Here is a 26114-nt window from a genome sequence, read left to right on the forward strand (position 1 = left end):
CATGGCTAGCATTCCAACCATTTCCTTCGACGCCATCATCATCGGTGGCGGCGGCGCCGGCATGCGCGCAGCGCTGCAACTGGCCCAGGGCGGTCACAAGACTGCCGTGGTCACCAAGGTCTTCCCGACCCGTTCGCACACCGTGTCCGCCCAGGGCGGCATCACCTGCGCCATCGCTTCGGCCGACCCGAACGACGACTGGCGCTGGCACATGTACGATACCGTCAAGGGCTCGGACTACATCGGTGACCAGGACGCTATCGAATACATGTGCCAGGAAGGCCCGGCTGCGGTCTTCGAGCTGGACCACATGGGCCTGCCGTTCTCGCGCACCGAAACCGGCCGTATCTACCAGCGTCCGTTCGGTGGCCAGTCCAAGGACTTCGGCAAGGGTGGCCAGGCTGCCCGTACCTGTGCCGCTTCCGACCGTACCGGTCACGCGCTGCTGCACACCCTGTACCAGGGTAACCTGAAAGCCGGTACCACCTTCCTCAACGAGTACTATGCCGTTGACCTGGTGAAGAACCAGGAAGGCGCCTTCGTCGGCGTGATCGCGATCTGCATCGAAACCGGCGAAACCATGTACATCAAGTCCAAGGCCACCGTTCTGGCCACTGGCGGTGCTGGCCGAATCTACGCCTCCACCACCAACGCCCTGATCAATACCGGTGACGGCATCGGCATGGCGCTGCGCGCTGGTGTTCCGGTGCAGGACATCGAGATGTGGCAGTTCCACCCGACCGGTATCGCCGGTGCCGGCGTACTGGTCACCGAGGGTTGCCGCGGTGAGGGTGGTTACCTGATCAACGCCCATGGCGAGCGCTTCATGGAGCGCTACGCGCCGAACGCCAAAGACTTGGCCGGCCGCGACGTGGTTGCCCGTTCCATGGTCAAGGAAATCATCGCCGGCAACGGCGTGGGCCCGAACAAGGACCACGTGCTGCTGAAGCTGGACCACCTGGGCGAGGAGGTGCTGCACAGCCGCCTGCCAGGCATCTGCGAACTGTCCAAGACCTTCGCCCATGTCGATCCGGTCGTCGCGCCAGTGCCGGTCGTTCCAACCTGCCACTACATGATGGGCGGCGTTGCCACCAACATTCATGGCCAAGCCATCACCATGGACGAAGAAGGCAAGGATCACATCATCCCTGGCCTGTTCGCCGTAGGTGAAGTAGCGTGCGTATCGGTTCACGGTGCCAACCGCCTGGGTGGCAACTCCCTGCTCGACCTGGTGGTGTTCGGCCGTGCTGCCGGCCTGCACCTGGAGAAGGCACTGAGCGACGGCATCGAGCACCTCGACGCCAGCGACACCGACATCGACGTTGCCCTCAATCGCCTGAACAAGCTCAACGAGCGCTCCACCGGCGAAGACGTTGCCAGCCTCAAGCGCGAATTGCAGAGCTGCATGCAGAACTACTTCGGCGTATTCCGTACCGGCGAGTACATGCTCAAGGGTATCGAGCAGCTGGCTGGCCTGCGTGAGCGTATCGCCAACGTCAAGATCAACGACAAGTCCCAGGCCTTCAACACCGCGCGTATCGAAGCGCTGGAGCTGCAGAACCTGCTGGAAGTTGCCGAAGCTACCGCCATCGCGGCCGAAGCCCGTAAAGAGTCGCGCGGCGCTCACGCCCGTGAAGACTTCGAAGACCGTGACGACGAGAACTGGCTGTGCCACACCCTGTACTACCCGGGTGTCAAGCGCGTTGCCAAGCGTGGCGTCAACTTTGCGCCGAAGACCGTGCCGGCCTTCGAACCAAAAATCCGGACCTACTAAGGGTGGCTGCTATGTTGAAAGTCGAAGTTTATCGCTACAACCCCGACACCGACGCGGCCCCCAAGATGGAGTCGTTCGACGTCGATACCGGCGGCAAGGACCTGATGGTTCTGGATGTATTGGCGCTGATCAAGGAAAAGGACGAGGGCTTCTCGTACCGTCGCTCCTGCCGTGAAGGCGTGTGCGGTTCCGATGGCATGAACATGAACGGCAAGAACGGCCTGGCCTGCATCACCCCGTTGTCGGGCGTGGTCAAGGGCAACAAGCTGGTACTGCGTCCGTTGCCTGGTCTGCCGGTCATTCGTGACCTGGTCGTGGACATGAGCATCTTCTACAAGCAGTACGAGAAGGTGAAGCCGTTCCTGCAGAACGATACGCCGCCTCCGGCCATCGAACGTCTGCAGTCGCCGGAAGACCGTGACAAGCTGGACGGCCTGTACGAGTGCATCCTGTGCGCGTGCTGCTCCACGTCCTGCCCGTCGTTCTGGTGGAACCCGGACAAGTTCCTGGGCCCCGCCGCGCTGTTGCAAGCCTACCGCTTCCTGGCCGACAGCCGTGACACCAAGACCCAGGAGCGCCTGGCGTCCCTGGATGACCCGTTCAGCGTATTCCGCTGCCGCGGGATCATGAACTGCGTCAACGTTTGCCCTAAAGGTCTCAATCCGACCAAGGCAATCGGCCACGTACGTAACATGCTGCTGCAAAGCGGCACCTGATAGACGTTGTACCTGCAGTACGCCGACGCGCGGGTGTAACGCCCGCGCCGAGGAAAAACCCGAACGGGGCTCACAAAGCCCCTGTTCATTACCTATGAAGATGAGACCAGCAGGGGCTTTCCGGGCTGGTACCCGGAAAATCAGCAGGATCCAGGTGGCGTGGTTCAGTCGCTGTTTTCGGACCGTTCCAGGTTTCATGGCTCTCGCCGATCAGTCCCCTAATCGAGGGTGACCAAGCATGCAAGAAAGCGTGATGCAGCGCATGTGGGAAAGCGCCCACCTTTCAGGTGGTAACGCTGCATATGTGGAAGAGCTCTACGAACTCTACCTGCACGACCCTAACGCTGTGCCAGAAGAGTGGCGCACCTACTTCCAGAAGTTGCCCGCCGACGGCAGCACCGCTACCGACGTATCGCACTCCACGATCCGCGATCATTTCGTACTGCTGGCAAAGAACCAGCGCCGCGCCCAGCCGGTATCTGCCGGGAGCGTGAGCAGTGAACACGAGAAGAAGCAGGTTGAAGTGCTGCGACTGATCCAGGCCTATCGTATGCGCGGCCATCAGGCTGCCAAGCTTGACCCCTTGGGGTTGTGGCAGCGCCCTGCGCCCGTAGACCTGTCGATCAATCACTACGGCTTGACCAATGCCGATCTTGATACGACCTTCCGTGCCGGCGACCTGTTCATCGGCAAAGAGGAGGCGAGCCTACGCGACATCCTCGATGCGCTCCAGAAGACATATTGTCGCACCATTGGCGCCGAGTTCACCCACATCGTCGATTCCGAGCAGCGCAGCTGGTTCCAGCAGCGCCTGGAAAGCGTGCGTGGCCGTCCTGAATTCTCCGCCGACGTGCAGTCCCACCTGCTCGAGCGCGTCACCGCAGGCGAAGGTCTGGAGAAATACCTGGGCACCAAGTACCCAGGCACCAAGCGTTTCGGCCTTGAAGGTGGCGAAAGCCTGATCCCGATGCTGGACGAGATGATTCAGCGCTCCGGCTCCTACGGCACCAAGGAAGTCGTCATCGGGATGGCCCACCGTGGTCGCCTGAACGTGCTGGTCAATACCTTCGGCAAGAACCCGCGCGAGCTGTTCGACGAGTTCGAAGGCAAGAAGATGAACGAGCTGGGCTCCGGTGACGTGAAGTATCACCAGGGCTTCTCTTCGAACGTGATGACCCCGGGGGGCGAAGTCCACCTGGCCATGGCATTCAACCCGTCCCACCTTGAAATCGTGTCGCCTGTGGTCGAAGGCTCGGTGCGCGCCCGTCAGGACCGCCGCAACGACAGCGTCGGCGACAAGGTGCTGCCTATCTCCATCCACGGCGATGCGGCCTTCGCAGGCCAGGGCGTGGTGATGGAAACCTTCCAGATGTCGCAGACCCGCGGTTTCAAGACCGGCGGTACCGTGCACATCGTGATCAACAACCAGGTCGGCTTCACCATCAGTAACCCGCTCGATGCGCGCTCGACCGAGTACGCCACCGACGTGGCCAAGATGATTCAGGCGCCGATCCTGCACGTCAATGGCGACGACCCGGAAGCCGTGTTGTTCGTCACCCAGCTGGCCGTCGACTACCGCATGCAGTTCAAGCGTGACGTGGTCATCGACCTGGTCTGCTACCGTCGCCGCGGTCACAACGAGGCCGACGAGCCCAACGGCACCCAGCCGCTGATGTACCAGCAGATCACCAAGCAGCGCACCACCCGTGAGCTGTACGCAGAAGCCTTGATCCAGGCAGGCCGCATCGATGCCGAGCGCGCCCAGTCCAAGATCGACGACTATCGCAGCGCACTGGACAACGGTCTGCATGTGGTCAAGAGCCTGGTCAAGGAGCCGAACCGCGAGCTGTTCGTGGACTGGCGCCCCTACCTGGGTCACGCCTGGACGGCTCGCCACGACACCCGCTTCGACCTCAAGACCCTGCAGGAGCTGTCGGCCAAACTGCTGGAGCTGCCCGAAGGTTTCGTGGTCCAGCGTCAGGTCGCCAAGATCTACGAAGATCGCCAGAAGATGCAAGCCGGTGGCCTGCCGATCAACTGGGGCTACGCCGAGACCATGGCTTACGCCACGCTGCAGTTCGAAGGGCACCCGATCCGCATGACCGGCCAGGACATCGGCCGCGGTACCTTCTCCCACCGTCACGCGGTGCTGCACAACCAGAAGGACGCCAGCACCTACGTACCGCTGATGAACCTGTACCCGGGCCAGCCACGCTTCGAACTGTACGACTCCTTCCTGTCCGAAGAAGCGGTACTGGCATTCGAGTACGGCTACTCCACCACCACGCCCAACGCGTTGGTGATCTGGGAAGCCCAGTTCGGCGACTTCGCCAACGGTGCGCAAGTGGTCATCGACCAGTTCATCACCAGTGGCGAGCACAAGTGGGGCCGTTTGTGCGGCCTGACCATGCTGTTGCCTCACGGTTATGAAGGGCAGGGCCCCGAGCACTCCTCGGCACGCCTGGAGCGTTACCTGCAGCTGTGTGCAGAGCAGAACATTCAGGTGTGCGTGCCGACCACGCCGGCGCAGATCTACCACCTGCTGCGTCGTCAGGTCATTCGCCCGCTGCGCAAGCCGCTGATCGTGCTCACGCCCAAGTCGCTGCTGCGTCACAAGCTGGCCGTCTCGACGCTGGAAGATCTGGCGGAAGGTTCGTTCCAGACCGTCATTCCGGAGATCGACACCCTCGATCCAGCCAAGGTCGAGCGCCTGGTGCTGTGCGGTGGCAAGGTCTACTACGACCTGCTGGAAAAACGTCGTGCCGAAGGCCGCGAAGACATTGCGATCGTGCGTATCGAGCAGTTGTATCCGTTCCCGGAAGACGACCTGGTCGAAATCCTGGCACCGTACACCAACCTCAAGCATGCGGTCTGGTGTCAGGAAGAGCCAATGAACCAGGGTGCCTGGTACAGCAGCCAGCACCACATGCGCCGTATCCTGGGCCGCCACAACAAGGCGCTGAACCTGGAATACGCCGGTCGCGAGGCTTCTGCCGCGCCAGCCTGTGGTTACGCTTCCAAGCACGCCGAGCAGCAGGAACGACTGCTGCAAGACGCGTTCACCGTTTAACGCCTTCGCGCATCTGAAACCGAATTTAAGGAAACACTGATAATGGCTATCGAGATCAAAGCCCCAACCTTCCCGGAATCGGTTGCCGACGGCACCGTTGCCACCTGGCACAAGCAGCCAGGCGACGCCGTCAAGCGGGACGAGCTGATCGTCGACATCGAGACCGACAAGGTCGTCCTGGAAGTGCTGGCCACTGCCGACGGCGTGTTGGGTGACATCGTCAAGGGCGAGGGCGACACCGTCCTGTCCGACGAAGTGCTGGGTTCGATCGTGGAAGGCGGCGCTGCTGCCGCTGCACCGGCTGCTGCGCCTGCCCAGGCCGCCGCACCGGCTGCCGCTGCTGCCGATGCCGGTGAAGACGACCCGGTCGCTGCCCCTGCTGCCCGCAAGCTGGCAGAAGAAAATGGCATTGACCTGGCCAGCGTCTCGGGTACCGGTAAAGGCGGTCGCGTGACCAAGGAAGATGTGGTCGCTGCCGTTGCCAACAAGAAGTCGGCGCCTGCCCCGGCGGCCAAGCCTGCCGCAGCTGCAGCGGCACCGGTCGTGACCGCCGCTGGCGATCGTACCGAGAAACGTGTGCCGATGACCCGTCTGCGCGCCAAGATCGCCGAGCGCCTGGTCGAAGCCCAGTCCAACATGGCCATGCTGACCACCTTCAACGAAGTCGACATGACCGAAGTCATGGCCCTGCGTTCGAAGTACAAGGACCTGTTCGAGAAGACCCACAACGGCGTGCGCCTGGGCTTCATGTCGTTCTTCGTCAAGGCTGCGACCGAAGCGCTCAAGCGCTTCCCTGCAGTCAATGCCTCGATCGACGGCAACGACATCGTCTACCATGGTTACGCGGACGTCGGTGTGGCTGTCTCCAGCGACCGTGGTCTGGTGGTTCCGGTACTGCGCAACGCCGAGTCCATGAGCCTGGCCGAAATCGAGAACGGCATCGCCACCTTCGGCAAGAAAGCCCGTGACGGCAAGCTGGCCATCGAAGAAATGACCGGCGGCACCTTCACCATCACCAACGGTGGTACCTTCGGTTCGATGATGTCGACGCCGATCGTCAACCCACCGCAAGCCGCGATCCTGGGCATGCACAACATCATCCAGCGCCCAATGGCCATCAATGGCCAAGTGGTGATTCGCCCGATGATGTACCTGGCACTGTCCTACGATCACCGCCTGATCGACGGCAAGGAAGCGGTAACCTTCCTGGTGACCATCAAGAACCTGCTGGAAGATCCGTCCCGCCTGCTGCTGGACATCTAATCGCGCGGCTGTAAGCTGCGAGCGACAGGCTTCAGATCGAAGCCTGTCTGTCTTGCGGCTTGCAGCGGCCGCTTGAGCTAACAAGGAATCTTTTATGACCCAGAAATTCGACGTGGTAGTGATTGGTGCCGGTCCTGGCGGCTATGTAGCTGCTATCAAGGCCGCCCAACTCGGTCTGAAGACTGCCTGTATCGAGAAGTACACCGACGCCGAGGGCAAGCTGGCCCTGGGCGGCACTTGCCTCAACGTAGGCTGCATTCCTTCCAAGGCGCTGCTGGACAGCTCCTGGAAATACAAGGAAGCCAAAGAGAGCTTCAATGTCCACGGTATCTCCACTGGCGAAGTGAAGATGGACGTACCGGCGATGGTTGGCCGCAAGGCAGGCATCGTCAAGAACCTGACCGGCGGTGTCGCTACCCTGTTCAAGGCCAACGGCGTGACCTCCATCCAGGGCCACGGCAAGCTGCTGGCGGGCAAGAAGGTCGAAGTGACCAAGGCCGACGGCACCAGCGAAGTCATCGAAGCGGATAACGTCATCCTGGCTTCCGGCTCGCGCCCGATCGACATTCCGCCGGCTCCGGTCGACCAGAACGTGATCGTCGACTCCACCGGCGCCCTGGAATTCCAATCCGTGCCCAAGCGCCTTGGCGTGATCGGCGCTGGCGTGATCGGCCTGGAACTGGGTTCGGTATGGGCGCGTCTGGGCGCGGAAGTGACCGTACTCGAAGCCCTGGACACCTTCCTGATGGCTGCCGACAGCGCCGTCTCCAAGGAAGCCCAGAAGGTCCTGACCAAGCAGGGCCTGGACATCAAGCTGGGTGCGCGCGTCACCGGTTCCAAGGTGAACGGCGACGAAGTCGAGGTGACCTACACCAACGCCGAAGGCGAGCAGAAGATCACCTTCGACAAGCTGATCGTTGCCGTGGGCCGTCGTCCAGTGACCACCGACCTGCTGGCTGCCGACAGCGGTGTGAACATTGACGAGCGTGGCTACATCTACGTCGATGACCAGTGCGCAACCAGCGTGCCGGGCGTCTACGCCATCGGTGACGTGGTGCGTGGCCTGATGCTGGCGCACAAGGCCTCGGAAGAGGGCATCATGGTCGTCGAGCGCATCAAGGGTCACAAGGCCCAGATGAACTACGATCTGATCCCATCGGTCATCTACACCCACCCGGAAATCGCGTGGGTTGGCAAGACCGAACAGTCCTTGAAGGCCGAGGGTGTTGAGGTTAACGTGGGCACCTTCCCGTTCGCGGCCAGCGGCCGTGCGATGGCAGCCAACGACACCGGTGGTTTCGTCAAGGTCATCGCCGATGCCAAGACCGACCGCGTACTGGGTGTGCACGTGATTGGCCCATCGGCTGCCGAACTGGTACAGCAAGGCGCAATCGCAATGGAATTCGGCACCAGTGCCGAGGACCTGGGCATGATGGTCTTCAGCCATCCAACCCTGTCCGAAGCGTTGCATGAAGCAGCGCTGGCGGTGAATGGCGGTGCCATTCACGTCGCCAACCGTAAGAAGCGTTAATCATAAGAAACCACGGCGGGCTGCCCGTCGTGAGTCTTGCGTGCATGACTCACCGCGGAAAGTCCGCCGGACCGGATCACATGGGATAACCCGGGGTCAACGGTCACAGGTGGTGCGGCGCCAGTGATGGCGCAGCGCCGAAGCGCAGTACCTAACGAAGACGGTAAAAAGCATGAATCTTCACGAGTATCAGGGTAAGCAGCTGTTCGCTGAGTACGGCCTGCCAGTTTCCAAGGGTTTCGCGGTCGACACCCCTGAAGAAGCGGCAGAAGCCTGCGACAAGATCGGCGGGAACGAGTGGGTCGTCAAAGCCCAGGTTCACGCTGGCGGTCGCGGTAAAGCGGGCGGCGTCAAGCTGGTTCGCAGCAAGGAAGACGCCAAGGCGTTCGCTGCACAGTGGTTGGGCAAGAATCTGGTCACCTACCAGACCGATGCCAACGGTCAGCCCGTCTCCAAGATTCTGGTCGAATCCTGCACCGACATCGCCAAAGAGCTGTACCTGGGCGCTGTGGTCGATCGTTCGAGCCGCCGCATCGTGTTCATGGCCTCCACGGAAGGTGGTGTGGACATCGAGAAAGTCGCGCACGACACGCCTGAAAAAATCCTCAAGGCCACTATCGATCCACTGGTCGGCGCTCAGCCGTTCCAAGGTCGTGAGCTGGCGTTCCAGCTGGGTCTGGAAGGCAAGCAAGTTCAACAGTTCGCCAAGATCTTCGTGGGCTTGGCCAAGCTGTTCAAGGATCACGACCTGGCCCTGCTGGAAGTGAACCCGCTGGTGATCAAGGCCGACGGCGACCTGCACTGCCTCGATGCCAAGATCAACATCGATGCCAACGCCATGTACCGTCAGCCGAAGCTGAAAACCTTCCACGACCCGTCCCAGGACGATGCCCGTGAAGCCCACGCTGCCAAGTTCGAACTGAACTACGTTGCCCTGGAAGGCAACATCGGCTGCATGGTCAACGGTGCTGGCCTGGCCATGGGTACCATGGACATCGTCAACCTGCATGGCGGCAAGCCAGCCAACTTCCTCGACGTGGGCGGCGGTGCTACCAAGGAGCGCGTTACCGAAGCGTTCAAGATCATTCTGTCCGACAGCAATGTCGCGGCCGTTCTGGTCAACATCTTCGGCGGCATCGTTCGCTGCGACATGATTGCCGAAGGCATCATCGGTGCGGTGAAGGAAGTCGGCGTCAAGGTTCCGGTCGTCGTTCGCCTTGAAGGCAACAATGCCGAACTGGGCGCTAAAGTACTGGCAGAAAGCGGTTTGAACATCATTGCTGCAACCAGCCTGACCGACGCTGCTCAACAAGTTGTCAAAGCTGCGGAGGGCAAGTAATGAGCGTCCTGATCAATAAAGACACCAAAGTCATCTGCCAGGGCTTCACCGGCTCGCAAGGTACTTTCCACTCCGAACAAGCCATCGCCTACGGCACCAAGATGGTCGGTGGCGTCACCCCAGGCAAGGGTGGCACCACCCACCTGGGCCTGCCGGTGTTCAACACCGTCAAGGAAGCCGTCGAGGCGACCGGCGCCGATGCTTCGGTCATCTACGTACCAGCGCCATTCTGCAAGGACTCCATCCTTGAAGCGGCGTTCGGCGGCATCAAGCTGATCGTGTGCATCACCGAAGGCATCCCGACCCTGGACATGCTGGACGCCAAGGTCAAGTGCGACGAGCTGGGCGTGACCCTGATCGGCCCTAACTGCCCAGGCGTCATCACGCCAGGCGAATGCAAGATCGGCATCATGCCTGGCCACATTCACTTGCCAGGCAAGGTCGGTATCGTGTCGCGCTCCGGCACCCTGACCTACGAAGCTGTCAAGCAGACCACCGACGCCGGCTTCGGTCAGTCGACCTGTGTCGGCATCGGCGGTGACCCGATCCCGGGCTCCAACTTCATCGACATCCTGAAGCTGTTCCAGGAAGACCCGAAGACCGAAGCGATCGTCATGATCGGTGAGATCGGCGGTTCGGCTGAAGAAGAGGCCGCAGCCTACATCAAGGCCAACGTCACCAAGCCTGTCGTTTCCTACATCGCCGGTGTTACCGCACCTGCGGGCAAGCGCATGGGCCACGCTGGCGCCATCATTTCCGGCGGCAAGGGCACTGCAGACGAGAAGTTCGCAGCCCTGCAGGACGCAGGTGTCAAAACCGTGCGTTCGCTGGCCGACATCGGCAAGGCCTTGGCCGAGCTGACCGGTTGGGAAGTGAAGAAGTAATACCGCTGCACCCCCCACGCGCACAAAGGCCACCTTCGGGTGGCCTTTGTCGTATCAGGGGGCTGCTTCTTCTGACGAAGATTTGCGCGGCAGGGTAGGGGTAAAGCGATTAGGTTTTTTCGATGGCTGTGATAGGAATTTTCGTACATACGCCGTGTTCAGCCAGCGGATAATACCGATCGTTCCGTTCACGCAGACGACAATGGCGTACGCACATCGGACAACACGCACTGTGCCAGTGCGTTTGAAGGGTAAACCGGTTAATCTACGCGACTATTTTGTGCCCGTGCCCCAAAAGGGAACGACACGCTAAACGGGTCTGGCCTACCAAGCCGGGCAGCATTTCCCTCACCCATGGGGAAATCCCCTCACGAATCCCGATTTCAGCAGTGTGGTACTACCTCAAATGAAAGTTCTTAAAGGCCAGGATATCCTGGCGCTTGGCTTTATGACGTTCGCGCTTTTCGTAGGCGCTGGCAACATCATCTTCCCGCCCATCGTCGGCCTGCAATCCGGCCCGCATGTATGGATGGCTGCGCTGGGCTTTTTGGTCACGGCGGTAGGGCTGCCTGTGATCACCGTGGTCGCCCTGGCCAAGGTAGGCGGCGGCATGGATGCGCTGAGCAGCCCGATTGGCAAGTTCTTCGGTGGCCTGCTGGCAGCCGTTTGCTACCTGTCGGTCGGCCCCTTGTTCGCAACACCGCGTACCGCGACGGTATCGTTTGAAGTGGGTGTAGCGCCGTTGACGGGTGAAAGCCCGCTGGCGTTGTTCATCTACAGCCTGGTCTACTTCATCGTGGTGCTGGCGGTGTCGATGTACCCTGGCAAGCTGCTGGACACCGTGGGTCGGTTCCTGGCACCGCTCAAAATCATCGCGCTGGCCGTGCTTGGCATCGCGGCATTCGCATTGCCAGCGGGCACCATTGGCGAGGCGCAGCCTGCCTATGCTGCTGCTGCGTTCTCCAAGGGCTTCTCCGACGGCTACCTGACCATGGATACGCTCGGGGCGCTGGTATTTGGCATCGTCATCGTCAACGCCATCCGCTCGCGCGGCGTTGAGTCGCCCAAGTTGATCACCCGCTATGCCATCATTGCCGGGCTGATTGCCGGTGTTGGTCTGGCGCTGGTGTACATCAGCCTGTTCCGCCTGGGCGCCGGTAGTCACGAAATCGCGGCAGGGGCCAGCAACGGTGCGGCCGTGCTGCACGCCTATGTGCAACATACCTTCGGCTCGCTGGGCAGCGGCTTCCTGGCCGTGTTGATCGCGCTGGCCTGCCTGGTGACTGCCGTGGGCCTGACCTGCGCGTGTGCCGAGTACTTCAGCCAGATCCTGCCGTTGTCCTACCGCGCACTGGTCGTGATCCTGGCGGGCTTCTCGCTGCTGGTGTCCAACCTGGGGCTTACCAAGCTGATCATGTTCTCGATCCCTGTGCTTACCGCCATCTACCCGCCGTGCATCGTCGTGGTGGGGTTGAGCTTCGTGAACGACCTGTGGAACTCGCCAACGCGCATCCTTGGCCCGGTAATGCTGGTTTCGTTGCTGTTCGGCATGGTCGATGCCGTTAAAGGCAGCAGCATTGCCCACGTGCTCCCGGACTTCATGGCGCACTTGCCGTTGAGCGATCAGGGCCTTGCCTGGCTGGTGCCGTCGGTGGTGACCTTGGTGGGTGCAGTGGTATGCGATCGCATGCTCGGCAAGCCCCGTCAGGCCATGGCATGAGTCGCTAAGCACAAGGTCCGGCATTGGCCACAAGCCATGGGATGCTGGACCCACCGCTTGGCAGCGCAAGCCCCGCATTCGCAAGGATGCGGGGCTTTTGTTCGCATGCACCCTGCCAAACGCCGCAAGCGAACCGCCCTGGAAATTATTCTTCGGAGTTTGCGTGCCTTTTGCGGCTTGCCAGCGTCGAAAGACGGTCTTTATGCTTTCGGCACATGGCACCTACGGATCTCTGCATGAACTTCATCCTGAGTAATCTCAATAACCTCATAGCGGCATGCTGGTTCGTGCTGTGCTGGGGCGGTTATACGCGCTATGCCATCTGGAAGGGGCGGGACACTGCATGCCTGGCCAGCGTGCTGCATTTGTATCGCGAGGACTGGATGCGCAGGATGCTGCTGCGTGACAACCGCATTGCCGATGCCAGCGTGATCGGCAACCTGGAACGCAACGCCTCGTTTTTTGCCTCCAGCACCCTGATCATTCTCGCCGGTATCCTGACGGTGCTGGGAGCTTCCGACCGCGCGTTGTCGTTGCTGGCCGACCTGCCGTTGGTACAGCAGGCCTCCCAAGGGATGTCGGAGATCAAGTTGCTGTGCCTGGCCACGGTGTTCGTGTATGCCTTCTTCACGTTCAGCTGGTGCATGCGTCAATACAACTTCGCTGCTGTCTTGGTGGGCTCGGCGCCCATGATCGGCGAGCGCCAGGTCAGCGAACTAGAACGCAAGGCCTTTGCCTTGAGGGCTGCCAGGGTGTTGTCGTTGGCTGCCAACCAATTCAACTTCGGGCTGCGCGCCTATTACTTCGGCATGGCCATGTTGAGCTGGTTTATCAACCCCTGGTTGTTCATGGCGGTAAGTGTAGGGGTTGTGCTGATTCTTTATCGCCGCGAGTTCCACTCGGACGTGCTTGACGTCATGGTATTCACCCCCACCGAAAGTTCGACAGGTGAGGTGCATGCCTCCCAGTCCACTGTGCCTAACTGAAACGATTAGTCCATGAATGACAGGCATAAAAAAACCCGACATTGTCGGGTTTTTTGATCGGTTCGATTACTGCTTGGCAGGATCGGCCGGAGTCGTGGTGGTTGCTGGAGTGGCTGGGGAAGCCTCTTCGGCAGCCTTACGATTGGCTTCGGCCTGGTCTTGGGCAGCTTCGGCGTTTTCCTTGGCAGCGTCGTTCATCTTGTCCTGTGCGTCACCCATCTTCTCCTGGGCTTCTTCACGGTGTTCTTGTGCGTCCTGGGCTTTGTCTTCGCTCGCTTTATCGCAAGCAGCCAGGCCCATGGCAGCAGCCAGCATCAGAGCAAAAGCAAATGGTTTACGCATGAGGGTGTCTCTCCTTGGTGGAATAAGTTGACTTGATGCTTCGAGTCGGGGCCTGCTGGATTAGTTCCACCGTCAGTACACAGATATTAAATATCTTGAAACTGAACTTCCGGCCCTGGCGAGTGTTTCGCACTAAGGTGGGTTATCCGTTGCGGGCAACTGCCACTTAGCCGGTATCACAATGTACGCGAGGTACGAACATGCATGGCTCTTTGCTGTTTCTGTATCGACGCCCGTCCTAACCCGGAAACGTTACACCGCCCGCGGCAAGCAGGGCGGCACAGCGGCTCGCCATGACCCGCTCGGATTTGAAGATCGAACCATGCAGGCCCTTGAAATCGATTTGGCAGCCCCCATCTGCATGACATCCGCCGCCAACGCAGCCATTTTGCCGCTTGGCGACCACTGTCATCTGATCGGAGTTTGAAGAACATGAGCGTGGAGACTCAAAAAGAAACGCTGGGCTTCCAGACCGAGGTAAAGCAACTGCTGCACCTCATGATCCATTCCTTGTACTCGAACAAGGAGATCTTCCTGCGCGAACTGATCTCCAACGCCTCCGACGCCTCCGATAAGCTGCGCTTCGAGGCGCTGGCTAAGCCTGAACTGCTCGAAGGCGATGCCGACCTGAAGATTCGCCTGAGCTTCGACAAGGAGGCCGGTACGGTCACCCTCGAGGATAACGGCATCGGTATGACCCGCGATGACGTCATCGCTCACTTGGGCACCATTGCCAAATCCGGCACTGCCGACTTCATGAAGAACCTCACCGGCGATCAGAAGAAAGACTCGCACCTGATCGGTCAGTTCGGCGTGGGCTTCTACTCGGCATTCATCGTGGCCGATCAGGTCGATGTCTACAGCCGTCGTGCAGGCCAGCCTGCCAGCGAAGGCGTGCACTGGTCGTCCAAGGGCGAGGGCGAGTTCGAAGTTGCGACCGTCGACAAGCCTGAGCGCGGTACCCGCATTGTCCTGCACCTGAAAAAAGACGAGCTGGAATTCGCCGATGGCTGGCGCCTGCGCAACGTGGTCAAAAAGTATTCCGATCACATTGCCCTGCCAATCCAGTTGCCCAAGGAGCAGGCAGCCGCCGAAGGCGAAGAGCAGCCAGCCGAAGAGTGGGAAACCGTCAACCGTGCAAGCGCCCTGTGGACCCGTCCGCGTACCGAGATCAAGGACGAGGAATACCAGGAGTTCTACAAGCACATCGGCCATGACTTCGAAAACCCGTTGGCCTGGAGCCATAACAAGGTCGAAGGCAAGCTCGAATACAACTCGCTGCTGTACGTGCCTGCCCGTGCACCGTTCGACCTGTACCAGCGCGAAGCCCCGCGCGGCTTGAAGCTGTACGTGCAGCGCGTGTTCATCATGGATCAGGCCGAGTCGTTCCTGCCGCTTTACCTGCGCTTCATCAAGGGTGTCGTGGACTCCAACGACCTGTCGCTGAACGTGTCGCGGGAAATCCTGCAGAAAGACCCGATCATCGATTCGATGAAGACCGCGTTGACCAAGCGCGTGCTGGACATGCTCGAAAAACTGTCCAAGAACGAGCCCGAGCAGTACAAGAGTTTCTGGAAAAACTTCGGTCAGGTATTGAAAGAGGGGCCGGCCGAAGACTTTGCCAACAAGGAAAAGATCGCTGGCCTGTTGCGCTTCGCGTCCACCCAGGACGAAAGCGGCGAGCAGAGTGTGTCGCTGGCTGACTACCTGGCCCGCGCCAAGGAAGGGCAGGACAAGATCTACTACCTCACCGGCGAGTCCTACGCGCAGGTCAAGAACAGCCCGCACCTCGAAGTCTTCCGCAAGAAAGGCATCGAAGTGTTGCTGTTGACCGACCGCATCGACGAGTGGCTGATGAGCTACCTGAACGAATTTGACGGCAAGGCGTTCGTGGATGTGGCCCGTGGCGATCTGGACCTGGGCAAACTTGATACCGAAGAGGACAAGAAGGCCCAGGAAGAAGTCGCCAAGGATAAGGAAGGCTTGGTGGAGCGCCTGAAAACCGCACTGGGCGAAAACGTCGCCGAAGTGCGTGTCTCCCATCGCCTGACTGATTCGCCAGCCATCCTGGCCATCGGCGAGCAGGACCTGGGGTTGCAGATGCGCCAGATTCTGGAAGCCAGCGGCCAGAAAGTGCCCGATTCCAAGCCTATCTTCGAGTTCAACCCAACCCACCCGCTGATCGAGAAGCTCGATCACGAACAGAGTGAGGACCGCTTCGCCGAGCTGTCGCACATCCTGTTCGACCAGGCCGCGCTGGCAGCCGGTGATAGCCTGAAGGATCCAGCAGCCTATGTGCGGCGCCTGAACAAGCTGTTGGTCGAGTTGTCTGCTTGAATTGACGTATGGCTAAAGCCCGCTTCGGCGGGCTTTTTTCATGGTGCAGCCTGAGGAGTACAGCATGAGTAAGGTAGTCGTCGAATCTTTGATCCACCACCTGTCCGGCAAGACCTTCGAAAGCCGTTTGGCCTATGAGCCCGGCGCCCTGGGTCGACCTGGCCTGGTGATGGCGCCCAACTGGATGGGCGTGACCGAAGGGGCCGAGCGCATCGCCAAGGAGGTGGCAGCGCAAGGTTATGTGGTGCTGCTCGTCGATCTCTATGGGCAGACCGTTCGCCCGGCGAATGCCGATGAAGCGGGCGCAGCAATGATGCCGCTCAAAAACGACCGCGGCGAGTTGCGCAGGCGCATGGAAGGTGCCCTTGCCCAGTTGCTCGGTCAGTCCAAGGCGCCACTGAGCCCAGGCAAGGTGGCTACCTTCGGGTTCTGCTTTGGGGGCTGCTGCGCGCTCGAACTGGCGCGTGCGGGGGCTGATCTTCGTGCAGCGATCTCCTTCCATGGCACGCTGGACACGCCTGACCCCGAGGATGCCAAACGCATCAAGGGCTCGGTCCTGGTGCTGCATGGCGCATCCGATCCCTTGGTGCCCAAAGAGCAGCTACCGGCATTCGAAGACGAAATGAACGCCGCCAAGGTCGATTGGCAACTGGTGAGCTATGGCGGGGCGGTGCATTCGTTCACCGACCCGGATGCCAACGTGCCCGGCAAGACACAGTATGACCGGCGCACGTCCGAGCGCGCCTTCCGCGCGATGCACAACCTGCTGGTCGAGGTATTCCAGCGCTAGCGCGCAGGTGGCCGCAGTGTGCGGTTCGCCAGCCCTGCTTTGATGGCAAGGCTGGCGAACCGCACGCTGCGCGTGCAGGTCTAGTAGGTTTGCCCCCTTACAAGGAAACCCACCATGATCGCCAGAGCACTGGCCTGCGTAGCGTTGACCGCCTGGCTGGGGCCAGGGGCCGAGGCCCGTGAATACCGTTACAGCGATGCTCACCTGCATTACGTGGATTTCTTCCAGGAATCCGAAGGTATGCCGGCGCTGCTCAAGGCCATGGACGCTGCAGGCATCGATCAGTCGATGATTTCGGGCATTCCCGTTGCCAAGAAATGGCATGAAGACGAGCCCAAGCGTCCCCGCTATTACGCCGGCGACGATGCGGACGCCTATTGGTACAGCGCCACCGATACCTATGTAGCAGCGGCGCTGCAGCCATTGTCGGACGAACAACGCAAGCGATTCCATCCCTTCCTGACCGGCTTCAATCCAGTCGACAAGAATGCCGTGAGCCATATCGAACGCATGCTCGACCTTTACCCAGGCCTCTGGCAGGGTATTGGCGAGGTATTCACCCGTCACGATGACCTGACGGCGTTGACCAGCGGCGAAACCCCGCGTGCCAACAACGAAGCCATGACACGGGTCTATCACCTGGCCGCCGAGCGCGACCTGCCGGTGCTGTTGCATTCCAACATCACTTCCAAGCGCGAGCGTAACCCGTTGTACCTGGCCGAGATCGAAGAGCCCCTGCGCAATCATCCGCATACGCGTTTCATCTGGGCACACGCCGGCAGCAGCATGGAAATTCACCGGCATCAGACACAGATGGATTTTCTACTGCCGGTGCTGACGCGATTACTCGAAGACTACCCGAACCTGTACGTGGACCTGTCGTGGAGTGTGCTCAAGCCCTACCTGCTCGATGAACAGGACGTCCCACGCAAAGCCTGGCTGGCGCTCGTTGAACGCTACCCAACGCGGTTCATGCTGGGCTCGGATGTGGTCGGCCGCTTCGATAGCCTGGGAGAGGAGATGGACAGTTTCAGGCCATTTCTGGATGCCTTGCCCGAGGATGTAGCCAGACGCGTGGCCAAGGACAACTTTCTGGCTGTGCTGCCCAAGGGTAAATGACAGCGTAGGTCGCGTCGGGCCCAACGGATCTGTTTTCCAGCGTAAATGAAAACGCCCCGAACCAGTCGGGGCGTTCTCTATTGGCGCGTCAGCGAATCACTTGCCTTCCCAGCGCTTGAGCACCAGGGTGGCATTGGTGCCGCCGAAACCGAAGCTGTTGCTCATGACCGTATCGATCTTGGCATTTTCTTCGGTCTTGCGCAGGATCGGCAGGTCAGCGACCGCCGGGTCCAGTTCGTCGATGTTGGCCGAGCCAGCGATGAAGTTGTTTTCCATCATCAGCAAGCAGTAGATCGCCTCGTGTACACCGGCAGCCCCCAGCGAGTGGCCGGACAGGCTCTTGGTTGAGCTGATCTTCGGTGCATTTTCGCCGAACACTTCGCGCACACCCTTCATTTCGGCAACGTCGCCCACTGGGGTAGAGGTGCCGTGGGTGTTCAGGTAGTCGATCGGCGTGTCGACGGTCGACAGCGCCTGCTGCATGCAGCGGATGGCGCCTTCGCCGCTTGGGGCGACCATGTCGTAGCCGTCGGAGGTGGCGCCATAGCCGATGATCTCGGCGTAGATCTTGGCGCCACGGGCCAGAGCGTGTTCCAGCTCTTCGACCACCACCATGCCACCGCCGCCGGCGATGACGAAGCCATCACGATCCGCGTCATAGGCACGCGAGGCCAGTTCCGGGGTTTCGTTGCGCTTGGTCGACAGGGCGCCCATGGCATCGAACAGGAACGACTGGCTCCAGTGCTCTTCTTCACCGCCGCCGGCGAACACGATGTCCTGCTTGCCCCACTGGATCTGCTCCAGTGCGGTGCCGATGCAGTGAGCCGATGTAGCGCAGGCGGAAGAGATCGAGTAGTTGATGCCCTTGATCTTGAACGGCGTCGCCAGGCACGCCGAAACTGTGCTGCCCATGGTGCGAGTGACCCGGTAAGGGCCTACACGCTTGACGCCTTTTTCGCGCAGAGTATCCAGCGCTTCCATCTGGTTCAGGGTCGATGCACCGCCGGAGCCGGCCACCAGGCCGGTACGTGGGCTGGAGACCTGCTCATCGGTCAGGCCCGAGTCCTTGATGGCGTCCTGCATCGCCAGGTAGGCGTAGGCAGCCGCATGCCCGACGAAACGGAAGACCTTGCGGTCGATCAGCTCTTCGAGGTTGAGGTCGATGGAGCCGGAAACCTGGCTACGCAGCCCCATTTCCTTGTATTCCGGGTTGTAACGGATACCCGGACGGCTGTTGCGCAGGTTTTCGGTGACGGTAGCTTTGTCATTGCCCAGGCACGACACGATGCCCAGACCAGTGATAACGACGCGGCGCATGCGAATAACCCTTAGAAGTTGTCAGTGGAGGTGAACACGCCGACCCGCAGGCCTTCGGCGGTGTAGATCTCGCGGCCGTCGACGCTGACCGAACCATCGGCGATGGCCATGTTCAGCTTGCCTTTGAGCACGCGCTTGATGTGAATGTTGTAGGTGACGTTCTTGGCGGTAGGCAGCACCTGGCCGAAGAACTTCACTTCACCGGAGCCCAGTGCACGACCGCGGCCCGGCAGGCCTTGCCAGCCCAGGAAAAAGCCGACCAGCTGCCACATGGCATCGAGGCCCAGGCAGCCTGGCATCACTGGGTCGCCTTCGAAATGGCAGGCAAAAAACCAAAGATCAGGATTGATGTCCAGCTCGGCGACCAATTCACCTTTGCCGTACTTGCCGCCTTCTTCACTGATGTGGGTGATGCGATCGACCATCAGCATGTTCGGCGCGGGCAGTTGCGCATTACCTGGGCCGAACAGCTCACCGCGACTGCAGCGCAGCAGGTCTTCCCGAGTAAAGGCGTGTTGTTTGGTCATGCGAGCTCCTCAATAACCCCCTGCGGCAGGGGATGAATCTTCCCGGCCAGCCCGTCACGCATCGCGAACGGGGCGGCAGCCTACAGGTAGACTATTGCGTTGTAGTGAAAGTCACAGCGCACCTGTCGAAAGAAGTACAGGTGTGCACTGAAACGTCTATTTTCAGGTCCGAAAGGAGTCCTGTCCAGTGTTTAAGACTGCCGCACTTTAGCATTTATCGCCAGTCGCGGTTGCCCGTCCTGGCAGCCAGCGCACCAGCACCTGCTGCAATTCACTGCGGCGCAGGGGTTTGCTCAGATAGTCATCCATTCCTGCGGCAAGGCATCGTTCGCGATCACCCTGCAATGCATTGGCAGTCAGGGCGATGATCGGTACGTGTGCACCGTGGGTCAGCAGGCGCATCTGGCGCGTGGCCTCGTAACCATCCATGTAGGGCAGGCCACAGTCCATGAAAACGGCGGCGAAACGTTGCAGCCTGACCAGCTCCACGGCCTGCTGGCCGTCGTCGGCCGTGCTCACCTCAACGCCCAGGCTGCACAACATGGCCTCGGTGACGCTCTGGTTGACAGCATTGTCTTCGACCAGCAGTACCCTGGTGGGTTCGGTCCAGGCAAGCTGGCCGGGCGGCGCAGCGCGGCGGATCTGGCGCGCCGATGCTGGCAGTGCCAGTGGCATCTCCAGCGTGAAGGTCGAGCCATGGCCTTCAAGGCTCTGACCGTGCAGGTGCCCGCCCATGCGCTCGGCCAGGGTGCGCGCGATGGACAGGCCCAGGCCGGTGCCGCCGTAGCGGCGAGAAATCGAGCTGTCGGCCTGCTGGAAAGCGACGAACATCATCTCCAGACGATCATTGTCAATGCCGATGCCCGTGTCCTGCACGCTGCATGTCAGCCAGATGCGCTGCTCATCCATCAACTGCCAACGGGCTTCGACCCGCACCTGCCCCTGCTCGGTGAACTTCAGGGCATTACCGATCAGGTTCAGGAGAATCTGCCGGATCCGGGTAGGATCGCCGTTCACCTGCAACTGGGCGGTGTCCTCGGCCAGGCTCAAGTCGAGCGCCAGACCTTGTTGCTGTGCAGCATGCTGGAACGACTGGACGCAGTGGGTGATGAGCTCGCCGAGGTTGAAATCGATGTGTTCGAGCTGCAAGGCCGCCCGTTCGATCCGCGAAAAATCGAGGATGTCATTGATGACCCGCAGCAGATGCCCCGTCGACTCGCTCGCCACCGCGGTGTAGTCGGCCTGCTCGCTGCTCATCGAGGTGGTTTCGAGCAATTGCAGCATGCCCAATACGCCGTTTAGCGGTGTGCGCAGCTCGTGGCTCATCATGGCCAGGAAATCAGACTTGGCGCGGTTGGCCTGCTCGGCTTCCTCGCGTGCCTGGATCAGCTCGGCGATGGCTTTTTTCTGCTCGGTGCTGGCCTGCTCGAGCGCATGCGCCAGGTTATTGATGTGCCGGGCCAGATGCCCTAGCTCGCTGTCGTCCACCACCGGAACCGGCGTGTCGTAGTGACCCTGCTGGATGGCCTTGACGGCATGGCCCATGTCGCTGATGGGCTTGGCCAGGCTCATGGCCAGACGGCGAGCCAGCAAAAATGTGAACAGCAGTGCGAACAACGCCAGCACTGCGGCCTTGATCACGATCTCCTGCTGACGCTGGCTGAACGCATCGTCCGACATGCCGACGATGACCCGGCCCAGGTAGTCATCGCCGATGGCCGGGGCAGCCGCCAGGCCTTCCTGCAAAAAGTCGCTTTCGAGTCGTATCTGCTGCAGACGAATCGGCGCTTGAAACACTTCCACCTGCTGGGCACGGTTGGTGCTTTCGTCAGACTGCTCGACGTACACCAGAATGTGATTGCGACTGTCCTGTACCTCCAGGAACCGCACGTGGGGAATGCTCAGCGTGGCGCGCATCAGGCCTTCGAGCACTTCGTTGTTGCCTGAGATGACCCCGTATTCGGACGCGGGCGCAAGCTGGTTGGCGATCAATTGGCCGGTGTGGTTGAGCTCCTGACGCAAATCCTGGATGCGCACGAACGTGAAGAAGCTGATCAATAGCAGCGTCAGCAGCAGCGCCGGGCCTAGGCTGATGATCTGCGTGCGCGTATGAATGTCCCAGTTCACGCCCTTGGTCATGGGGTGCGCTCTCCATCAGCCAAGGCTTGGGCGGCGGTGTCGGGATCAATGGGCTCCAGGCCCAGCGCCCGTGCCACCTGCTGATTGCCGCTGACCCCGAAATGGGCTGGGTAGAGGCTGCGGGGCCAGCGCGCAGGTGATTGCCCGAGCAGACTGTCGAGCACGCTTAACCAATCTTGCTGGTCGCTGTAGGTGCTGGCCAGCGCGCCGGCACGGACGAATCCGGCATTGGGGCCAATCAGGGCCATTTGACGGCCGTAACTGCTGAGCAACAGGTTTTTCGCTGTCTTGGAATTGTACAGGTCCGGATCATCAAGCCCGAGCAGCACGTCACTGCTGCCCAGCAGGTGTTGCAGGGGGCGGCTGTCACGTGGGTCGGGCCAAGCCTGTGCCACGATCTCGAGGCCAAGCGGTTGCGCGGCACGGCGCAGCTCATCAAGCAGAAACCCACTGTGTTCACCGTAGAGCACCCCGATGCGCCTGGCTTGCGGCAACAGGTAGCGGGTCAGGCGCAACTGCCGATCCAGTGGCGGGTCGCTCCACAACAAGGTGAGAAACCCGGGGCGTGACTTTCCCAGGCGCTGTTCCACCTGCACCCGGCTGACCCTCATGGCCAGTGCCGGTGGGCCGGCGGTTTGCGACAGGCGCCACTGTAATGCCTCGTCGTCCAGCAACACCAGGCGCAGGTCCAGGTCGAGCCGGCTCGGCGCAGGCAGCTCGCTGGCAGCCTGAAAATGCACGTGGTCGTTGGGGCGTCGACTTTCCAGGGCAGCGATGAAGCTGCGGATGCCTGGCTGGTCCTGGGCGCCGACCAGCAAGATCTCGCTGGCGGACAACTGCCCCAATGGCCACAGCCATAGCACCAACAGGCGCAGCAAACGAACCATCAGAACTCCAGCTCCGCGCTCAGGCTCAGCCGCTGCCGGCTGTCATAGCGGTTCTGCACGGCGGTGGTGGGCTCATCATCCAGGCGTTGCTGCCACAGGGCTGCCAGTTCCAGATTGCTCCCGTACACGCGCCAGCGCTTGGCCACGCGCAGGTCCAGGCGCTCGTAGCGGTACTGATTGAGGGCATCGTCACCGTAGTAGAAAGCGCCACTGGACCAGCCGTGGCCCCAGTCCCTCATCCAGCCGGCAGAGCCGCTGGTGCTGGCGCTGAGGTTGCGGTCGGCAGGATTGCTGGCCCAGGCGTCGACATGGGCGAAGGTCAAGCGCAGCCGGTCGCGCAGGGTAGGGCGCCAATCGAACTGGGCCTCGCTGCCGCTGAAGCGCGCCCGGTTCGCATTGCTGGCAATGTACTGGTTGTTCTTGAGCGGCTCGCTGATCATGCCAGTGATCTCGTCGTAGAACACCTTCAGGTCCATGCTCAGGTCCAGGTCGCTGAAATAACCGTTGTAGCCCAGCTCACGCGAGCGCATGTGCTCCTGCTCCAGGTCACCAGGGCCGCGGGTCTTGACGAAGTATTCGCCATGCTGCTGGCCAAAGGCGTAGGGCATCAGGTTCTTGACGGTGTAGCTCCAGTTGACGTTGTTTTCGAACATGTCAGGCGAACGTACCGCCTCGGAATAGACGGCGCGCAGGCCATGGCGCGGGGTGATCAGGTAATTGACCGCCAACCGTGGGGTAAGCGAGCTGCCAGAGAGCCGCGAATCCTCGAACATGGCGCCACCCTGCACGATCCAGTGCTCGTCGGCTCGCCATTCCAGTTGCCCGAAAAGCCGCCAGGTCTGGTCGTCGACGCTGCCATTGAAATAGGTCTGCGAGTCGGCACGATCATAGCGATAGTTCATGCCGCTGAGCAGGCGCAGGCTGTCGGTCAGGCTGTAGGTGTCCTGAATTTCCAGGTCATAGCGGGTTTCGCGCGTGCTCTGGTCGACATCGCCGCACACCACGTCACTGCCGCCCTGACTGTTCCACTGTGCCTTGATCGCATCGACCAGGGCCTGCTCCTGGGGGTTGCTGCTAGGTGGCGGGTTGTTCGCGCCACGGGCTACCCGCTCGGCGTAATTGGGGTTCATCTGCCAGAGGCGGGTAAGTTCGGGGCTGAAGGACAGCGCCGCGTCGCAGGCTCGCCACACCTGCTGGCGGTCGAAATGCTGCGCCGAGCCCTGGACATACAGGCTGTGTTCAGCGGCAAAGTCGATGTTCCAACGCACCGAGCCTGCATAGTCCATGGCCTTGACGTCGGCATCCTTGCCGCGCTGGGTCACGAACGGGAATACCGGCTGGTAGGTATAAGGCCGCTGGTTGGTGCCTTCCTTGGCGGCCAGTTGCCATTCCAGTGTCTGGTCCACCGTCAGGGTATGGCTGGCGCTCAGGTTCAAACGTGTGGCGCGGCGGCTGTCACGGTAGTCCTGGCCGAACTGGTCATGGTCGAACCCGTCATCCTGCTGGCCCGACAGCGATAGACGCATATCGCCGTTGTCCCAGCCAAAGCCCTGGCTGGCATAGAAGTCGTCGATGCCGTTCTGCCCGCGTGTGACTTTCAGACGCGTGCCGTGGCTGTCGGCAGGATTGCGAGTGAGAATGTTCACCACGGCCATCAGGGCATTGGCGCCATAGCTGACCGTGTTCGGCCCCCTGAACACCTCGATCCGGTCGATGTCCTCCAGCGCCAGCGGGATATCGCTCCAGTCCACCGTAGCCAGCCCTGCCCGGTACACCGAGCGGCCGTCGATCAGCACCTGCATGCGACGTGCTTCGTTGACGTTGCTGCCGTGGTAATTGACGGTCGGTTGATTGCCCGCCCCGTAGCCCACCATCATGCCCGGCACGAGCCTCAGCAGTTCGGGAATGTCACGCGCGCCGCTGGCCCGGATCAACGCGCTGTCGAGCACGGTCATGCTCCCTGGCACCGCAGCCGGGGATTGTTTGAGGCGTGTTGCAGTCAAAACCTGTGGCAGGTCACTGTTGTCGATGAACAAGTCATCTGCCAGGGCAGGTGCACCGAGCAGGGCGGTCAACAGCAACAGCCGCGGGTAGGGAGGCGAGCCAGGGAGCACGGAGCGGCCTTGTATCGTGGGTAAACCGGCATGGTAAATGAACTTTGCCGTTTTGCCAGTGATCTGCGGCGGTATTGATGCTCGCCGACCGGTGGGTACATACCTGGCCTGGATGAGCGATGCCCGACCGGCCTTGGCGCGGGGCAGGCGACCCGTATAATGCGCCGGTCGCCATTTATTTTAGGTGTTAACGGATTGGATATGACTGATCAGCAACCTGTTGCAGTTCTGGGCGGCGGCAGCTTTGGCACGGCCGTGGCCAACCTGCTGGCACAGAACGGTGTGCCAGTGCGTCAATGGATGCGCGACCCGGCACAGGCCCAGGCGATGCGCGAGCATCGCGAGAACCCGCGTTACCTCAAGGGCATCGGGCTGCACGAAGGGGTGGAGCCGGTCAGTGACCTGCTGGCCACGCTTAAGGCCTGCGACCTGATTTTCGTGGCCTTGCCCTCCAGCGCCTTGCGCAGCGTATTGGCGCCACATGCCGACCTGTTGCGTGGCAAGGGGCTGGTCAGCCTCACCAAAGGGATCGAGGCCCAGACGTTCAAACTGATGAGCCAGATCGTCGAGGAGATCGCCCCGCAGGCGCGCATAGGTGTGCTTTCCGGGCCCAACCTTGCCCGGGAAATTGCCGAGCACGCCCTGACTGCCACCGTGGTGGCCAGTGAAGACGAGCTTTTGTGCCAGCAGGTGCAGGCTGTGCTGCATGGCAAGACTTTCCGCGTGTATGCCAGCAGTGACCGTTTTGGCGTGGAACTCGGCGGCGCCTTGAAGAACGTCTACGCCATCATCGCTGGCATGGCCGTGGCGCTGGGCATGGGCGAGAACACCAAGAGCATGCTGATCACCCGCGCCCTGGCCGAGATGACCCGCTTTGCGGTCAGCCAGGGTGCCAACCCCATGACTTTCCTGGGCCTGGCCGGCGTGGGCGACCTGATCGTCACCTGTTCCTCGCCCAAGAGCCGCAACTACCAGGTGGGCTACGCGCTCGGCCAGGGGCTGAGCCTGGATGAGGCCGTGAGTCGGCTGGGGGAAGTGGCAGAGGGCGTCAATACCCTCAAGGTGCTCAAGGCCAAGGCCCAGCAGGCGCAGGTGTACATGCCCCTGGTCGCTGGCCTGCATGCCATCCTGTTCGAAGGCCGCACGTTGAACCAGGTGATCGAGCACCTGATGAGCGCCGAGCCGAAGACCGATGTCGATTTCATTTCCACCAGCGGCTTCAACTGAGCCCGGATAACCCTGGCAAAACGGCAAGGAGC

General features: G+C 61.1%; 19 protein-coding genes. 13 read left to right on the plus strand and 6 right to left on the minus strand.

The window, feature by feature from the left end:
* The first annotated feature begins 1 nt into the window (after position 1).
* The 9 genes from sdhA (at position 2) to PFU01S_RS18340 (ending at position 13283) form a co-directional block, all read left to right on the plus strand.
* On the plus strand, positions 2 to 1774 hold the full coding sequence (sdhA, locus tag PFU01S_RS18300) for a succinate dehydrogenase flavoprotein subunit (protein ID WP_023533625.1): 1773 nt from the start codon (positions 2 to 4) through the stop codon (positions 1772 to 1774).
* A gap of 11 nt (positions 1775 to 1785) precedes the next feature.
* The gene (locus tag PFU01S_RS18305) at positions 1786 to 2490 is read left to right on the plus strand and encodes a succinate dehydrogenase iron-sulfur subunit (RefSeq protein ID WP_023533615.1); all 705 of its coding nucleotides are present in this window, start codon (positions 1786 to 1788) and stop codon (positions 2488 to 2490) included.
* A gap of 238 nt (positions 2491 to 2728) precedes the next feature.
* On the plus strand, positions 2729 to 5560 hold the full coding sequence (locus tag PFU01S_RS18310; protein WP_023533567.1) for a 2-oxoglutarate dehydrogenase E1 component: 2832 nt from the start codon (positions 2729 to 2731) through the stop codon (positions 5558 to 5560).
* A 42-nt stretch (positions 5561 to 5602) separates the two neighbouring features.
* Positions 5603 to 6823, plus strand: coding sequence for a 2-oxoglutarate dehydrogenase complex dihydrolipoyllysine-residue succinyltransferase (odhB, locus tag PFU01S_RS18315; protein WP_027916295.1), 1221 nt, complete (start codon positions 5603 to 5605; stop codon positions 6821 to 6823).
* Between the two features lie 94 nt (positions 6824 to 6917).
* On the plus strand, positions 6918 to 8354 hold the full coding sequence (gene lpdA / locus PFU01S_RS18320; protein ID WP_028686597.1) for a dihydrolipoyl dehydrogenase: 1437 nt from the start codon (positions 6918 to 6920) through the stop codon (positions 8352 to 8354).
* A 172-nt stretch (positions 8355 to 8526) separates the two neighbouring features.
* Positions 8527 to 9693, plus strand: a complete 1167-nt coding sequence (gene sucC, locus PFU01S_RS18325) for an ADP-forming succinate--CoA ligase subunit beta (RefSeq protein WP_023533614.1) — start codon at positions 8527 to 8529, stop codon at positions 9691 to 9693.
* Positions 9693 to 10577, plus strand: coding sequence for a succinate--CoA ligase subunit alpha (gene sucD / locus PFU01S_RS18330; RefSeq protein WP_004376004.1), 885 nt, complete (start codon positions 9693 to 9695; stop codon positions 10575 to 10577). Before sucC ends, sucD begins: the two co-directional genes overlap by 1 nt.
* A 406-nt stretch (positions 10578 to 10983) precedes the next feature.
* Positions 10984 to 12297, plus strand: a complete 1314-nt coding sequence (brnQ, locus tag PFU01S_RS18335) for a branched-chain amino acid transport system II carrier protein (protein ID WP_027916293.1) — start codon at positions 10984 to 10986, stop codon at positions 12295 to 12297.
* A gap of 236 nt (positions 12298 to 12533) precedes the next feature.
* Positions 12534 to 13283 carry a DUF599 domain-containing protein gene (locus PFU01S_RS18340; RefSeq protein ID WP_028686596.1) on the plus strand — a complete coding sequence of 250 codons (750 nt, stop codon included), beginning with the start codon at positions 12534 to 12536 and terminating at the stop codon, positions 13281 to 13283.
* Between the two features lie 66 nt (positions 13284 to 13349).
* On the opposite strand, the gene PFU01S_RS18345 is transcribed toward PFU01S_RS18340, so the two are convergent.
* Positions 13350 to 13625: a hypothetical protein gene (locus PFU01S_RS18345; protein ID WP_027916291.1), complete on the minus strand. Its 276-nt coding sequence runs from the start codon at positions 13623 to 13625 to the stop codon at positions 13350 to 13352.
* A gap of 432 nt (positions 13626 to 14057) precedes the next feature.
* Here PFU01S_RS18345 and htpG point away from each other — a divergent pair, with 432 nt between their 5' ends.
* The 3 genes from htpG to PFU01S_RS18360 all read left to right on the plus strand — a co-directional run bounded on the left by htpG (position 14058) and on the right by PFU01S_RS18360 (position 17871).
* Positions 14058 to 15962, plus strand: a complete 1905-nt coding sequence (htpG, locus tag PFU01S_RS18350) for a molecular chaperone HtpG (protein WP_028686595.1) — start codon at positions 14058 to 14060, stop codon at positions 15960 to 15962.
* Positions 15963 to 16026: 64 nt separating this feature from the next.
* Positions 16027 to 16752, plus strand: coding sequence for a dienelactone hydrolase family protein (locus PFU01S_RS18355; RefSeq protein WP_028686594.1), 726 nt, complete (start codon positions 16027 to 16029; stop codon positions 16750 to 16752).
* Between the two features lie 114 nt (positions 16753 to 16866).
* Positions 16867 to 17871 (plus strand): amidohydrolase family protein, encoded by a 1005-nt coding sequence (locus PFU01S_RS18360; protein ID WP_028686593.1) that lies wholly within the window; start codon positions 16867 to 16869, stop codon positions 17869 to 17871.
* Positions 17872 to 17967: 96 nt separating this feature from the next.
* On the opposite strand, the gene fabB is transcribed toward PFU01S_RS18360, so the two are convergent.
* The 5 genes from fabB to PFU01S_RS18385 all read right to left on the minus strand — a co-directional run bounded on the left by fabB (position 17968) and on the right by PFU01S_RS18385 (position 24855).
* Positions 17968 to 19188, minus strand: coding sequence for a beta-ketoacyl-ACP synthase I (gene fabB / locus PFU01S_RS18365; RefSeq protein WP_027916287.1), 1221 nt, complete (start codon positions 19186 to 19188; stop codon positions 17968 to 17970).
* 11 nt (positions 19189 to 19199) lie between these two features.
* Complete coding sequence (fabA, locus tag PFU01S_RS18370; protein ID WP_023533607.1) at positions 19200 to 19715, minus strand: 3-hydroxyacyl-[acyl-carrier-protein] dehydratase FabA; 516 nt, start codon at positions 19713 to 19715, stop codon at positions 19200 to 19202.
* A 207-nt stretch (positions 19716 to 19922) separates the two neighbouring features.
* Positions 19923 to 21854, minus strand: coding sequence for an ATP-binding protein (locus PFU01S_RS18375; protein WP_028686592.1), 1932 nt, complete (start codon positions 21852 to 21854; stop codon positions 19923 to 19925).
* Positions 21851 to 22741 (minus strand): ABC transporter substrate-binding protein, encoded by an 891-nt coding sequence (locus PFU01S_RS18380; protein ID WP_028686591.1) that lies wholly within the window; start codon positions 22739 to 22741, stop codon positions 21851 to 21853. The genes PFU01S_RS18375 and PFU01S_RS18380 overlap by 4 nt, the downstream gene beginning before the upstream one ends.
* On the minus strand, positions 22741 to 24855 hold the full coding sequence (locus PFU01S_RS18385) for a TonB-dependent receptor plug domain-containing protein (protein WP_028686590.1): 2115 nt from the start codon (positions 24853 to 24855) through the stop codon (positions 22741 to 22743). Before PFU01S_RS18385 ends, PFU01S_RS18380 begins: the two co-directional genes overlap by 1 nt.
* Before the next feature lie 201 nt (positions 24856 to 25056).
* Between PFU01S_RS18385 and PFU01S_RS18390 the strand changes: the two genes are divergently transcribed.
* A complete protein-coding gene (locus PFU01S_RS18390) occupies positions 25057 to 26082 on the plus strand; it encodes an NAD(P)H-dependent glycerol-3-phosphate dehydrogenase (protein ID WP_027916283.1) in 1026 nt (341 codons plus the stop codon).
* Positions 26083 to 26114: the final 32 nt, after the last annotated feature.

The sequence above is a fragment of the Pseudomonas fulva NBRC 16637 = DSM 17717 genome, from assembly GCF_000730565.1.
Lineage (GTDB): Bacteria > Pseudomonadota > Gammaproteobacteria > Pseudomonadales > Pseudomonadaceae > Aquipseudomonas > Aquipseudomonas fulva.